Origin of the sequence: Haloferax larsenii, from assembly GCF_024730625.1 — an archaeon.
GTDB lineage: Archaea > Halobacteriota > Halobacteria > Halobacteriales > Haloferacaceae > Haloferax > Haloferax larsenii.
Genome location: NZ_CP078063.1, coordinates 2782885 through 2796489, shown reverse-complemented (window position 1 = coordinate 2796489; position 13605 = coordinate 2782885). Strand labels below are relative to the sequence as shown.

Below are 13605 nucleotides of genomic sequence, written 5' to 3'. Positions count from 1 at the left end.
CGATTCGTCGTATCGACGACCCCGACGCTGTACAGCGATTAGCGTTTCTGTCAGGCTCAATTCACAAACTGGGGGTTTCCCGATGAGCCTCGAACCCGAAGATTTCCCACTTGTGACCGACAAGAGCCAGGAATTGCTGAACGAGAAGCAAGTGGTCGACTACGAGGCTCACCGCATCGAGTTCGTGCGTTGGCTCATCCATCTCGGAAAGAATCCCGAACTCGCAGAGGGCTACGGACGAGACACTATTCGAGCAACGGCCTACCGGACAGACCAGTTCGCCCGTCAGGTCTGGACGGAACAGGAGGGCGGCTACACGGTTGCATTCACCCACGCGCACGCAGACGCGTACATGACTGAACTCCTCTACTCGGACAACTCTGCCACGCACAAGGCGAACACACAGAAGGCTCTCAAGCGGCTGTTCAAGTGGCGCACCCACGAGAAAGGTGACAAGGAGTGGGAACCGGAGCGCACCTTCAGCAACACCAACAACGACGCTGGCCCCCGAGAGTTCCTCACCATCGAGGAGCGCAAACGAATCCGAGAAGCCGCCTTGGAGTACGGTTCCATCCCGTCGTACAACAGCATTCCCGTCACCGAACGAGACAGTTGGAAGGCTCATCTCGCACAACGCTTCGGGAAGCCCAAGTCGGAGGTTACAGCCGAGGACTGGAACCGGGCGAACAGTTGGAAGTTCACCTCGATGACGTGGGCGAGTCTCGATTGTGGGCTTCGACCCATCGAGGTGGAGCGGGCAAAAGTGTCGTGGGTCGATGTGGAGAACAGCGTGCTTCGTATCCCGAAGGAAGACTCCGCGAAGAACGAGGGGAACTGGGTCGTGGCTCTCTCCGACCGTACTGCCGACGCCCTCGGACGATGGATAGACGAACGGGAACGGTACGAGAAGTACGATGACACTGACGCACTCTGGTTGACCCGCGAAGGGAACCCGTATCAAACACAGAGCCTTCGACGACTGCTGAAGAAACTCTGCGGGATAGCGGGGATTGCGACCGAGAACCGGCGGATGAGTTGGTACGCACTTCGCCACTCCACGGGGACGGCGATGACCCACGAGCGCGATCTTGCGGCGGCGAAGGCACAGTTGCGACACAAGAGCGAACAGACGACGATGAAGTACGACAACGCCCCGGTCGAACACCGACGAGACGCGCTGGAGCGGATGGGATAGCGTAGGAATTCCCCACTATTTTCTGGTGGTTCACTGCATCGAGGGGTGTTGACTGAGCCGAAGTCAAAGAGTTAAGCCTCTAACTCTAAGTCTTTAGTCAGAAAATTGATAAGTATTAAGGCCCGAAGGCGCGTACTATTGGTATGGACGTGTACCAGCCCACCGGTTTCCCCAACAGCGCCACTCCGAGCGATGATATATCTCTGCTGACAAAACACGAAGTGGATGGCGTTGAAAATTTGCTCGCAGAATACGGCACAGCGGATTCAGCCGCTGAGCGTGAAATCATCCAGATGGAAATCCGCCAAAAGACAATCGGTGCGGTCTATCCTGAAGACGCACCTAAAGAGAAAGGCTTCCCGACTGGAACGGGACTGCTCGCGGCACTTCTGAAGTTCCACAGCGATACGGAGGACGGAAACCTGCTTGAACTCATCGAGCGGGAGATTAACGCCGTGTGTGACGGTTCTGTTGACGTTGCTGATTTCGCCCTCCGACCACGGCCCTACGCCGCATACACCGACCACATCGAATCAGCAAAACGCTTCGAGAGTTATGATCGCTCGATGGGTCGATACTTCCGACTTCGAGCATTCGAGTCACGAGGAGCATTCGACGACAAGGGACTCCTCCGAGGACACGATTCCTCGACAGGAACCGTTGAGGGCCTGAACGAAATGCAACGAGAGTATCTGATGGAAGTTCAGGGTCACTTGTGAGCAAAGGTTGAGCCTCCAACCCTAGAGTGGACGTGCCGAACATACCGGTGCATTTCGTTGAATCGTTCTGTTTGAGGTTGTCGAAAACCGAAATCAAAGACCGGCCCCGTAGAGTCCATGTCATATTATTCTCACGGTAGAATTAAGCGGTAGTATCCCGTCTATCTGAGTGAAGGCATCTTCTCGCCGTTAACTCCGCATCTGAGTGTCGACTTTTCGTAGCAGGCTCACTTTGCGGCGCAATTGTCATCATGTCTACCACACAGTCACAACCATCTGAATTCGATTATCGAGCCAAGCACGTAACCGAGAACCATCCTTTCGCTCGAAGCGATGAGTATCTCGATACACGAGTTGGAAAGCACGCCGTCAGCGTGAACGCGCAGAACAGCACCTATCTCGGCATGAACCCCAGTAACCCGACAGACAGGAAGCAGTTCCTGAGTCATGCGACTGATGCACAAATCAACCGATACGCAAGACTGGAACTGTACAACAGAGGAACACACAACCTCAAATGGACGGTCGACGAATCCGCGAAACGCGACAACGACGACTACCTGTTCTGTGATGCGCTCACTAGCCAGATGGGACTCCTCGATTGGCAACGGAAAGCAGTCTGGCGACTGTTCAAGCGGATGGATATGCGGTGGTTCAAGAAGTTCGATGCGAAGCGAGGAGACGGTGAGGGTGGGATACCACGACAGTACAAGCAGTACCTCGTTGCGTTCTGTATCGGCGCACTGCTGTTCAACGAAAACCTGCCAGAACGGTGTGACAAGTGGAGTTACTACCCAACGAAGGAGAACTATCCATGCAAGTCGAAGCGCTATTGGTGTCCTCACGCTCGCTACCGCGCCCAGAAGATGGGAGACGAAGGAGACAGCCACCGCGTTATCGAACGGGTTGCTGAGCAGATGGGTTTCAGCGACGAACAAGTAGAATCCTGCTACCAAATGGTGTTGTCCCGCCTTCGTGAACATCTACAGGGCGACGGAGACTGACTTAAAGAGGGGGAGGGGGTACTTACGGTATCTTGTATTATTGTGGGTGGCGGTGCTTCCCGTGAAACAACCAACCGTCAACGCAGGCAGTTCGCTTCATCGAGCCGTCGGAACACAACGAGACTAGGTCACATGGTGAACCGGAATGAGATTGAAAGCGCCTCGATGCTGTAATTCACTTCGCTGGAACGCTGTAGGTTACGAAGACCAAACCGCACTCTTTCTGCTCGATCGTCTCCAATGAGTCAGGACTAACGACACGGTTCCTTCATTCAGCGACTTCTCACAATAACTAGTAACGATTACTTTCGACACCGCTCGATGCGATAGATCACAAATCTCGAACGGTCGCGTTGAAATCAGCCGAGAGATACGGACTCTTTACCAAGAGGTTCCCCGGGAAGTCTGGCGCGGGGTTTTGACGTACCAGAGTATTCCAGCGACTATTGCGCCCATCACGATCTGGACGACGACCTGACTAACCGACGTGGGTGGCAGGTACTTCGTGAGGAAGTAGTAGGCCATCCCGGAGACAAAGCCGTCACCGATAGTGTGCGTCACCGCTTCGAAGAAGGACATAACCCCGCCTCCGAAGATGTACATCGGAATCGTGTTGAAGAACACGGACATGACGATGTATTTCACCGCACCAATTTCGTATCCGAACGGTTTCGCCATCGGTAATTACCCCTGACTACCTCCGAAGACTGCGAAGCCGAGTCCAACTGCAAGCGCCGTGTACGGGAGAGCGTCCGTAAGCGCGTGCTTGACCGCGCTCCCTTCGTCGGGGTTGTGCTTGTCCATCTCGACCGTGTAGTGGTCGTCGTACTCCCGAATCTGCAGACTGCTGGTTGGTCGCTGGTCGCGGTACACCTCATTCGCGCCCAGCGGAAGCGACATGGGAGATTCCGTGAACTGCGAGGGAACGCCGCCTGCGAACGCCTTCGGAATCTTGATTTTCGTGTTGTACTCCTGCCGAGCCTTGCGGAACGCGCTGTTCCACGAGTATGCTTCTTGCATCGTTTCTGCGTTCAAGCGATAGCGACTTAACAATTTCCGTGATATTTATTTTTGAGTAGTAGATGCACACTACTTCTGAGTAGTAGTACCTATCACCACAGGATTGATGTAGTGTTGTTTTGTGATATTAGTAGTAAGATGGAACAATTGGGCGATGAACTAACCAACCTCGGGTGGAAAAAGTACGAATCAGCGTGCTACCACGCGTTGGTGAAGTTCGGAGAAATGAAAGCGAGTCAAGTTGCGGCTCGAATTGACTCTCAACCGGCCAAAGTGTACCAACCCCTCAACAGCCTCCAAGATAGAGGATACGTCAAGGTGCGGGGAGAAAACCCAAAACGGTACGTCGCCCAGAACCCGCGCTACGTAATCGAAAAGGAACAGGAGCGGTTTGAGTCGGAGTCTGACGAGATTTTGGAATCGCTAGAAACAGCATGGGAAGTCCAGATCGAGCGTGGGCCGGATTCTGGTGATTCTGCATGGGTTCTCTCTGGCCGAGACGGGATGAATACCGAACTGAGAGACGCAATCGAAAATGCAGAACACTCGATCTTCGGGTTCGATACGCGACTAGTGTGGGCCACGAGAGAGGTCATCGAATCGACCGAGAACGCCGTTGAACGTGGCGTTGATGTTCACCTCGTTGGAACACCCCATTCCGAGGAGAGCCTAGAGCGTTTAGAACAGAAGGGAGTTTCGACAGACAAAACCGACGAAATCAACCGTTCATCGTACTACGTCATAGACGAAGAAAGAGTTCTGTTGAATATCGGAACACAGGATGCAACAATCTCATTTGTGGACTCAGACATTGCAGGAATTATGAGGGATGACTTTCAAACGTATACGTACGAAGGAGACGCCCAAGAATGAACATCAGAAAAATGCTCCCGCTCGCGCTCCTGTATGCAGGTGAGGAGCATCACATCGACGGGCGAACTCGCTTCCAGAAACTCATCTTCCTGATGCAGATGGAAGGTAATCTGGATGGGCTAACGCCCACAGATACCTACCGATTTGAACCGTACGATTACGGCCCATTCTCAAGCACCCTCTACGACGATTTAGATGACCACATTGAGCAAGGGTTAATCGAAGATTCGGTTGAGGAGATCGATGAGGACGAGGAGATTGTGAAGTACGAATATCGGTTAAGACCTGAAGGGCGAGAATTCGTCGAAAAGCAGATTGCCGATAGTGAACTGGAGAGCGTCGTGCAAGAAGCAGAGCGAATCGTGCGAGAATACGGTGATATTCGTCTTCCTGAACTCATTGATATTGTCTACTCTAAATACCCGAAATACGCAGAAAACAGCGTTCTGAGGTAGTTAGAACACTTCGAGGTAGTCCTCGATAACCTGCCGTTCGTTGTCGGTCAAGTCGAACAGGTCGTACACCACGTCGTCGATCTCGGCTTCGAGGTCTTCGATGCTCGTCTCCTCGACGGTCTGCCTGTCGGCTTCCAGTGCCTCGATGAGTTGTTCCACGTCTTCCGTACGCTTCGGGATGGGAATCGTCTGTTCCTCTCCCTTCTTCATGTTCCGTCCGTCGACAGCGGCGTGGACGTACTTCGCTCTGAGTTTCCGGTCGTCGCGGTCGCCCTTGTCCATCTGTGGTGCGGTGATTTCGTCGGAGCGTCCGGCGGTCACTGCGAAACGACCATCTTCGAGTTCTTCGATGCTTGCGTTCACCGGGTAGCGTCGAGTCTGCCACTCGTAGTCGATGTACCCGAGTTCGCCATCGAAGTCTCCGAGGTAGGCTTCGGGGAAGCGCTCAGTTCGACTCTCCAAGTCGATGGTGTCTGTGATCTCACCAGCCTTCTTTCGGAGTGTATCAAACTCTCCATCTCGTTCAGCAGTAATACAGGGAAGTTTCTCGACGTACTGGGAACGATATTCGTAGTAGCCACCGGCTTTGACCGTCGTGATGTGTTTGAAGTAGAAGTCGAGTGCGTTCGAGTTCAGTTCACAGGCAATTTCCTGTGTTAATTTTCTGAATTTCGGGGTGAGGAGGACACCATAAGCAGTAGTAAAGTACCACGTTCCCGGCTCGTCGATCATGAACGTGGCATCTTCAGAGATATGGGCTTGGATGATTTTCGGGATTTCAAATTTGTCGAGGTTCTTCGGGTAGATGTACCCATACCAGTCCTCTTGTCCTTCCATTCGACCGCTCTCTCGTGCTTCAAGAGCTTCTTTATGACTGATGAAGAACTGCCAAGTGAGCGGAAGGTTATCTCGGAGGTATTGTTCTGAGTATAGGCCTGAGTCAAATTCGCCATCATCAGTCTGTTCTGTGTAGTAGGGGTGGACAACGTGTAATCCAGACCAATCTCCACGCCATCGTTTCACCTCATCGCCCTGAAGGAATGGCCGTAGCAAGTCAGACTCGATTTCGTACTCTTTCGATTCACCGATTGGTACGATAGTGACTTTCTCTCCTGTATCGTCTGACTCTATCCTGTCGGCATCGAGTACGTCCACAATGTAGATTTTGTTCGCACTCGTCCGAATCCCCTGAAACACTGCATCAGTAACCGACTCAATGCGGTCGTCACCTTTGCTTTCGAGTTTCCGGAACACATCCAACTCCTCCGGCGGCATCATCGACCAGTATCCATCGCCCAACTCGCTCTGTGGGAAGTCGAACACGTCGATGTAGTCGTCAGAGTAACCCGGTTCTCCACGGTGGTCACGGACTGCTGTAATGATTGCCTCGTCTAAGGCCCGTCCAGAATCATCGTCGACGTTCGCCTTCACACGGACGCACCGTATCTCATTCTTATCCCGGGAATCTTTGTCCGGCGCGTCCTCTGCGATGATGATAGCCGGGTAATTAGTTGCGTCCTCGAATACGCCGGAATCACGGAAATCGTACACCTCATCGAGCCGGGAATCTCGACGGAGTACACGGCGGATGCCCTCACCGTAGTCCGTGACCATGAACTGATTCGGCGTGATGTATCCGAGTTTTCCAGTTCCTTCTTTCAGCCAATCGAGGCCTCGTTCGTAGAAGGGACAGTAGAGGTCGTAGTTCCCAGTCGTGGACTCGTACAGTTGCGAGAGCATCGACTTCTGTCGGTCGGGAAGGTGCTGAATCCGAACGTACGGTGGGTTCCCAACGACGTACTCGTAGTCCATGTAGTTCTTGACGACGAGCGAGAGAACCGTGTCCTCGAAAATCTTGAACAGTCGCCCGTCACCGTGTTCAAGTCGAAGGTAGCGCACGGTTTCGAGGATTTCCTGCAGATACGGCTCGAAGAACTCCTCGATGCCGTCGTATTCTCTCGTCGTGTACCGCTCGATGCCTTGTTTCAGGCCACCGTGATACTCCCACTCTCCTTCGTGAAGATACCACTTCGCAACGTCGAGGACGCCCTGAAGCGCCGCATAGTATTCTCCGAAATTCCGAACACCCGTGTTCAATCGGATGTTATCGAACAGTGGCATCCGAACCCTCTGAACCAAGAAGCCGTCCTCGTACTCGGATTCATCGACTTCATCCTCGTCAACTTCGACTGGAAGTGGAACCGGGATACGTACGTCCTGACTGTCCTCGGTCATCGAGTCGAACGTCAGTTGCGCAGTTCCATCGTCGCCGAGATCGACGCCACTCAATTCGCGCTCGTTCCGAAGCGAGTCAGTACGGAAGATGGGAAGCCGACGAATCGTGAAGTCGCCGTTGCTCTGCTTCGCCTCCTTGTACTTCGGCAAGATAGCGACCATGAAGCGAATCTGTGCCATCAGGACGGCGAACGGGTGAATGTCCAGCCCGACGATGTGAGGACGAGTGCAGAGTTTTGTCAGGTGTTCCTCCCAGTCTGGGTCGTCGTTGTAGCGTTCTACGTCCTCGATGTATCGTTCCACGGCTTCGACGAGGAACGTCCCTGAGCCACAGGACGGGTCGATGAGGCGTTCATCGTGAATCCCCATGTCGTAGCCGACACCGTCCATGATGTAGTCCACGACCTCCTGCGGCGTGTAGAACTCACCGAGGGCTTTGCGCGTCTCTGGGTCGAAGTACCGCTGGTACAGGTCGCCAAGCGGGTCGCCTTCGACAGCAGAGAAGTCGAATTTGAGGACAGAGAAGATGACGTGAGCAACAGCCCGGCTAAACCGCTCACGGGTCGCTGGAGAGACACGGGTAACGTCAGTCCCTTCCTTCGCAACGTCGCGGAAGCGGTTGTACGGGTTCTTGTGGAGACTTGCTGTTTCCTCTGCGTAGCCATCTGTCCACCAGATGAAAATGTCGTCCTCGAACAGGCTCTCGACGAGTTGGTTCCGCATATCGTCAATCATCCCGTTCGCCGCGACCGGGTATGCGTCGAGGCTGATAGTCCCGCTGAAGCCACCGAGTTCCCTGAAGTAGCGTTCGAGGCCACGGTCGTCAGGGAAGAACTCGTGGTCGAGAGACGCCTTGGCGAGGAGCAGGCGAGCGAGAAGGGCGTGCCCACTTTCGAGGGCGAACATGAAGTCCCGAAGTTCCTGTTTCCCCCCGTCGATGAGGCCATCCCACGAGTCTGGAATCTCGTCAGGCTCTGATGCGTAACTCGCTTCCCAGAAGTCGTACGCTCCTTTCACGAACTTCGCTTCTTCCTCGTCACGGAGTTCCTGAAGGAGGTCGACCATCGAAGTGACGAGGTCTGCGAACGGGCTGTCTTCCTCTAAGCGAAAAGTCTCGAAGAAGTGTTCACGACCGAGTTCACCAGAGAGTTCCACCGCATCGAGACCGTCGAGGTATTCGTGGACACTCGATGGAGCGGTAATGTCCCACTCCGGTTTCGAGAGTGCCGCACTGAGGTCTGCGGCGTGGCTTGACGTTGCTTCCGAGAGGTGGACGGTGAGCATTTCGTCGTGCCCCTCCCGAGAGTAGAGCCGAATCTCCTCACCGTTGGTCAGCACCCCGTAGTCGGCTTTGAGTTCGTCGACGTAGTGGAACAGTTGGTCTTCTTGTTCCATGCCGAGTTGCTTGCCGGAGGTCTTGAACTCGTAGATGGCAGTCACTGACTCGTTTGCGTCGAGCGTGACGTAGTCCGGTCGTCGGTTGTCCGGAAGTGTCCACTCACTCCGGAGGTCGTGGCCCGCGCCCGAATATCCCAGTATCTCGTAGAAGTCTTCGTTTAGGAAGGCGTTCTCAACGTCCTTCTCGCTCATCCCATCGTCGATGCGCTCCCCAATCCCATGGAGGGCTTCGAGGAGAGCCGACGTATCAGTCATACTACCCCTGTTACGAGTCGAGGTCATAAGATTTCATATCAGGATACCCCGAGCACTTCTCTCGAACACAAACCTCCGAGAGGCCGCTGTGCCCCGCTTCGACAACCGACCCCCTCCCACCCAACCGACCACTTTGATACCATGTGGCACACTTTTAGGTCTATAGAATAAATAGATTATATAGCATGGCCCTCTGTCGGTTACTGCCGACCCCCTCGGGTGGTGAGACGTGATGCTCGAACAGGAAGCACTCTCCATCGACCCCACTGTCTCGCGGTTGTTCATCGCGGCTGCGTTGGGGATGTTCCTCGGTCTAGAACGCGAGCGGTCGAAGAAGACCGCAGGAATGCGGACGTTCACACTGACGAGTCTCATCGGCGGTCTCGCAGTCGTCCTCGACAGCGGTATCGTCCTGGCGATTGGCGGACTGCTAGTCGTCGTACAAGCGGCGTTGCTCGGCGGGCGCGGTCTCGTCGAATGGAACGGGAGGCCCGCCGCGGAGGAGGCTGTTGCCACCGAGGAGATCGGCCCGGTCGCAGCCACCGAAGACGATGATGACGACGACGGCGTGAGCCTGTCGTTGACCACGTCTACCTCCCTGCTCGTGGCCTACGGAGTCGGTGCCGCGGTGGTGGCCGGCTACGTCATCGAGGGGGTCGTCGTCGCGCTCACGTCGTCGCTGTTGTTGGTCCTCCGGCGGGAACTCCACGGATTCGCCCATCGCCTGACGACCGACGAGGTTCGAAGCGCCATCGAGTTAGCCATCATCGCGTTCGTCGTCTACCCCCTACTTCCGAACCGTCCGCTGGGGCCGTGGGACGCCGTCAGACCGCAGACAGTCTGGCTGCTCGTCGTCGCCGTGAGCGCCATCGGCTTCGTCAACTACGTCATCATCAAACGCTACGGCGAACGCGGTATCGCCATCACGGGCTTCTTCGGTGGGCTGGTCAACTCTACGGCCGTCATCGGGGAGATTGCGGGTCGAACACAGCGCAACCCGTCGATTCGGCCTCTCGCCGTCGGTGCGATTCTGATGGCCGATGCGGCGATGGCGATTCGAAACTTGTCGCTCATCGTCGTGTTCGTCCCCGAAATCGCACTGGAGGTCGGACTACCGCTCGGACTCATCGGCCTCGTCGGGGTGAGCTACGCGCTGCACTCCAGAGAGTGGAGCGTCGACCTCGACGTGGCGTTCGAATCGCCGTTTAGCCTCAAGAGTGCACTCCGATTCGGCCTGTTCTTCCTCGTGGTGCTTCTCGCCTCGGCGGCCGCACAAGAGACGTTCGGGACGACCGGGTTCGTGGTGACGAGTTTCCTCGGCGGCTTCGTCTCCAGTGGGTCGGTCGTCACGACGGTTGTCACACTGTACGGCGGTGGCCAAATCGGGAGTACGACCGCCGTCGTCGGGGTACTGGCAGGGACGGCGGCGAGCATCTTCGTCAAGATACTCCTCGCCGCGAGTGTCGACCGCACCCTCCTCGCCCCGGTCGCACGGAAGAGCGCCCTCCTCGTCACCTCCGGGGCAATCGGCGGCTGGCTCGTCGTTCTCATGTGACGCCCCGCTGTCACAACATTCATGGCCCCCTGAGACAGCAATCCAAGCGCACTGGTTCGGTGCATGTTCTGTACCCGAGCAGGCCACAGAAGAGTCGCCCACCGGTCGTCCCCCGGTGTGGCGACGGCCGCTCGTACAACCTACCTAACAGGAAGAGCCGATGGCTTGAGGTTTCCCCCGGCCTATCCTGTGGCAGAGTCGACCACACGCATGAATCGAATCCCGAGACCGAGCCGTGACCACCGCCTATCGGAGTCGAACCGGGGACCGAGGACGACCACCGCGACCGCATCGAGCGGGGAGCAACCCTAATGAGCGACTCGACGCGGGCGATTCTCACTGCAGGGACGCTCGTCGCGCTCGCCGCGACTGCAGGTAGTCTCTACTTCAGTCTCGGCCTCGGGTTGACGCCGTGTGACCTCTGTTGGTATCAGCGCATTCTGATGTATCCGCTGGTGGTGGTCCTCGGCGTCGCCGCAGTCGAAGAACGAGAGGGTGTGTGGAAGTCCGTCTTGCCGCTTTCACTCGGTGGTGTGGCGGTTTCCGGCTATCATACGTATCTGCAAGTCGCGCCCGGTGCGACCTGCACAATCGGCGGCCCGTGTGCGTCCATCCAGTATCCGATGCTCGGCGGGCTACTGACTATCCCACGGCTCGCACTTGTCGCGTTCCTTCTCGTGACACTCCTCGTCGGCGGGATGGCCCTGGCGAGTGGGAGCCGAAACGACCCGTGGCGGGTGTAGGCAGTAGCGGGCTTCGTCGACGTCGCTGAATTCTCTCGTCCCCCTCAGTCCAGTTTTTCGTAGGACGCGTCGAGGTCAACCATCGGTTCGGGGTAGTCGATGCCCAACTGGACGCCGTAGTCGGCTTGCTCGGCGTCGGTCAGTTTCCACGGCTCGTGGGCGTACTCGGGTGGCAGGTCGGCGAGTTCGGGAAGCCAGTGTGTCACGAACTCGGCGTCTGCGTCGTACCGGCGGGCTTGCGCGACGATGTCGAAATACCGGTCGCGCGAGTCGTTGCCGACACCCGCGATGTACGCCCAGTTGCCGTAGTTCGAGGCGGGGTCGTAATCGACCAGTTGCGTCTCGAAGTAGGCCGCACCGCGCCGCCAATCGAGTCGGAGGTTGTTCGCGAGAAACGACGCGGCGTTCTGGCGCGCTCGATTCGACACGTAGCCGGTCGCGTTCAACTCGCGCATGGCCGCATCGACGAAGGGAATCCCGGTTTCGCCCGCGGCCCAGCGGTCGAACTGCGCGTCGTCGTCTCGCCAGTCGATATCGGTCCGGTTGCGGATGCCACTTCGCTGGAAGAACTCGCCTCCGTGTTTGGCGGTCTGGAACTGGAAGAAATCGCGCCAGCGCAGTTCGAACGTCAGCCAGTAGGTCGAGTCGTTCGACACGCGCACGTCTTCGTAGCGTTCGACTTCTGATTGGACGTACCGCGGAGAGAGACATCCCTCGTTCAACCACGGAGAAAACTTCGAGGAGTAGTCGCGGCCGACCAACCCGTTTCGCGTCTCTTTGTACTCCCGAAGGTGGTCTCCCTCCCAGATGTACGACTCGACGCGCTCGCGGCCAGCCGTCTCGCCGCCTTCGAACAAGGGGATTGCCTGTTCGGAGGGGGTTGCCTGTTCGTTGTTGGGGGAAGCCAGGGGTTCGTCTTCCGCCTGCGCCGCATTCGACACGTCCTCGTCGAGGTCCGAGAGCGCAGGTATCTCTCCCGGTTCGGGTACTGAATCGGGGAGTGCTGGAAGTTCTGGGGTGTGCAACGGCTCGCGGATGCTGGCGTCGTTCTCGACTGCCTTCCGAAACGTCGTGTACGTGTCCGGGAGGGCGTCGAGGTCCATCGGGAGGTCATCTGGATGCGTCAGCGTGTGCCCCCAGAACCGCCGCGGTTCGACGCCCACGTTGTCGAGTGCCTGCTGGACCGCCGATTCGACCTGGCGCTCCTCCGGCGTCGGCCATGTGTGCATTGACACGCTGTCGGCACCGACCGCGGTGGCAACGTCTGGAAGGACCGCCTCTGGACGGCCGATTCGAACCACGAGGTCGCTGCCGCGGTCACGGAGCGACGACCGAAGGTCGGCGACCGATTCGAGGCGGAATCGAAGTCGGTGGAGTCCGGTCTTTCGAACGTCGAACGAGTCGGGGCCGCCGTAGGGCTGCTGGCCGTAGCCACGAGGGTCGAAACAGTACACTGGGACGACCCGGTCGGCACCGCAGGCGTCGACGAGTGCCTCGTTGTCGTGGAGCCGAAGGTCGCGGCGGAACCAGACGAGCGCGGTGTGTGAAGACATCGACGGCGGCGCTTAGGATGGGGTGTACTTGAGTCGAGTGGCCGTTCGAGTGGGCAGGTTCGGTCGCCGGATTTAGGCCTTGTTTTGCGTCCACTCGCGGAGTTCGACGCCCGTGACGACCGCGACGAACGCGAGTGAAACGAGTGCGACGAGTCGAGGGTCGACCCACGAGATGAGTGGGACGCCCATCCACTCGCCGACGACGAGCGCGAGGCCGGCGAGACACGACGCGAACGTCAGCGCGGCCGCCGGTCTCGAATCCTCGCCGTCGATATAGTAGGGCGCGAGTTCGGCGGCGTGTTCCGCGAGCGAGACCTCCTTTCCCACCGAGTCGTAGTCGACGATTTCGAGTGCATCGAGCTTCGGGAGATGCGTCTGGTGCAACGAGATGTAGACGCTCTGGCGGACGTTCTTCGGCGGCGGCGACTCGCCGGACTCCACCTCGGCGATGTGCTCGGCGAGGTCGCCGACGGCCTTCGACCCCTCTCGTTCTCGGAGTTGTTCGAGCACGAGTCGTCGGCGATTGTTTCGAAGGACGTCGTGAATCTCGCCCGCGTCCAGCCTGTCGCGGACAGACTGGTCAGCGGTCGTCATCGCCCC

At 57.2% G+C, this 13605-nt stretch carries 12 protein-coding genes; 7 read left to right on the top strand and 5 right to left on the bottom strand.

The genetic code is table 11. From position 1 onward, the window contains the following. Positions 1 to 82 precede the first annotated feature (82 nt). The 3 genes from KU306_RS14495 (at position 83) to KU306_RS14485 (ending at position 2918) form a co-directional block, all read left to right on the top strand. On the top strand, positions 83 to 1195 hold the full coding sequence (locus KU306_RS14495) for a tyrosine-type recombinase/integrase (protein WP_258302353.1): 1113 nt from the start codon (positions 83 to 85) through the stop codon (positions 1193 to 1195). A gap of 143 nt (positions 1196 to 1338) precedes the next feature. After that, a complete protein-coding gene (locus KU306_RS14490) occupies positions 1339 to 1914 on the top strand; it encodes a hypothetical protein (protein ID WP_258302352.1) in 576 nt (191 codons plus the stop codon). Between the two features lie 404 nt (positions 1915 to 2318). Continuing rightward, complete coding sequence (locus KU306_RS14485) at positions 2319 to 2918, top strand: hypothetical protein (protein WP_258302351.1); 600 nt, start codon at positions 2319 to 2321, stop codon at positions 2916 to 2918. Between the two features lie 381 nt (positions 2919 to 3299). Here the strand turns inward: KU306_RS14485 and KU306_RS14480 are convergent, their stop codons facing one another. Next, positions 3300 to 3596, bottom strand: a complete 297-nt coding sequence (locus tag KU306_RS14480) for a hypothetical protein (RefSeq protein ID WP_258302350.1) — start codon at positions 3594 to 3596, stop codon at positions 3300 to 3302. 6 nt (positions 3597 to 3602) lie between these two features. Beyond that, positions 3603 to 3938, bottom strand: coding sequence for a hypothetical protein (locus tag KU306_RS14475; protein ID WP_258302349.1), 336 nt, complete (start codon positions 3936 to 3938; stop codon positions 3603 to 3605). 138 nt (positions 3939 to 4076) lie between these two features. Here KU306_RS14475 and KU306_RS14470 point away from each other — a divergent pair, with 138 nt between their 5' ends. Continuing rightward, positions 4077 to 4811, top strand: coding sequence for a TrmB family transcriptional regulator (locus KU306_RS14470; protein WP_258302348.1), 735 nt, complete (start codon positions 4077 to 4079; stop codon positions 4809 to 4811). Continuing rightward, positions 4808 to 5266: a type II toxin-antitoxin system antitoxin SocA domain-containing protein gene (locus KU306_RS14465; RefSeq protein WP_258302347.1), complete on the top strand. Its 459-nt coding sequence runs from the start codon at positions 4808 to 4810 to the stop codon at positions 5264 to 5266. Before KU306_RS14470 ends, KU306_RS14465 begins: the two co-directional genes overlap by 4 nt. Here KU306_RS14465 and KU306_RS14460 read toward each other — a convergent pair whose 3' ends face one another. Beyond that, positions 5267 to 9154: an Eco57I restriction-modification methylase domain-containing protein gene (locus KU306_RS14460; protein ID WP_258302346.1), complete on the bottom strand. Its 3888-nt coding sequence runs from the start codon at positions 9152 to 9154 to the stop codon at positions 5267 to 5269. A gap of 232 nt (positions 9155 to 9386) precedes the next feature. Here KU306_RS14460 and KU306_RS14455 point away from each other — a divergent pair, with 232 nt between their 5' ends. Then, the gene (locus KU306_RS14455; protein ID WP_258302345.1) at positions 9387 to 10709 is read left to right on the top strand and encodes an MgtC/SapB family protein; all 1323 of its coding nucleotides are present in this window, start codon (positions 9387 to 9389) and stop codon (positions 10707 to 10709) included. 311 nt (positions 10710 to 11020) lie between these two features. Then, on the top strand, positions 11021 to 11452 hold the full coding sequence (locus KU306_RS14450) for a disulfide bond formation protein B (RefSeq protein WP_258302344.1): 432 nt from the start codon (positions 11021 to 11023) through the stop codon (positions 11450 to 11452). Positions 11453 to 11496: 44 nt separating this feature from the next. Here the strand turns inward: KU306_RS14450 and KU306_RS14445 are convergent, their stop codons facing one another. Continuing rightward, a complete protein-coding gene (locus KU306_RS14445) occupies positions 11497 to 13005 on the bottom strand; it encodes a DASH family cryptochrome (protein WP_258302343.1) in 1509 nt (502 codons plus the stop codon). A gap of 72 nt (positions 13006 to 13077) precedes the next feature. Beyond that, a complete protein-coding gene (locus KU306_RS14440) occupies positions 13078 to 13599 on the bottom strand; it encodes a DUF7344 domain-containing protein (protein ID WP_007543599.1) in 522 nt (173 codons plus the stop codon). Between the last annotated feature and the right edge of the window lie 6 nt (positions 13600 to 13605).

Bases quoted from the DNA above. Each gene is read 5' to 3' on its own strand.
- KU306_RS14455 (WP_258302345.1), top strand. From the start codon at position 9,387: ATGCTCGAACAGGAAGCACTCTCCATCGACCCCACTGTCTCGCGGTTG.
- KU306_RS14450 (WP_258302344.1), top strand. From the start codon at position 11,021: ATGAGCGACTCGACGCGGGCGATTCTCACTGCAGGGACGCTCGTCGCG.
- KU306_RS14470 (WP_258302348.1), top strand. From the start codon at position 4,077: ATGGAACAATTGGGCGATGAACTAACCAACCTCGGGTGGAAAAAGTAC.
- KU306_RS14475 (WP_258302349.1), bottom strand. From the start codon at position 3,938: ATGCAAGAAGCATACTCGTGGAACAGCGCGTTCCGCAAGGCTCGGCAG.
- KU306_RS14445 (WP_258302343.1), bottom strand. From the start codon at position 13,005: ATGTCTTCACACACCGCGCTCGTCTGGTTCCGCCGCGACCTTCGGCTC.
- KU306_RS14460 (WP_258302346.1), bottom strand. From the start codon at position 9,154: ATGACTGATACGTCGGCTCTCCTCGAAGCCCTCCATGGGATTGGGGAG.
- KU306_RS14495 (WP_258302353.1), top strand. From the start codon at position 83: ATGAGCCTCGAACCCGAAGATTTCCCACTTGTGACCGACAAGAGCCAG.
- KU306_RS14485 (WP_258302351.1), top strand. From the start codon at position 2,319: ATGAACCCCAGTAACCCGACAGACAGGAAGCAGTTCCTGAGTCATGCG.
- KU306_RS14440 (WP_007543599.1), bottom strand. From the start codon at position 13,599: ATGACGACCGCTGACCAGTCTGTCCGCGACAGGCTGGACGCGGGCGAG.
- KU306_RS14465 (WP_258302347.1), top strand. From the start codon at position 4,808: ATGAACATCAGAAAAATGCTCCCGCTCGCGCTCCTGTATGCAGGTGAG.
- KU306_RS14480 (WP_258302350.1), bottom strand. From the start codon at position 3,596: ATGGCGAAACCGTTCGGATACGAAATTGGTGCGGTGAAATACATCGTC.
- KU306_RS14490 (WP_258302352.1), top strand. From the start codon at position 1,339: ATGGACGTGTACCAGCCCACCGGTTTCCCCAACAGCGCCACTCCGAGC.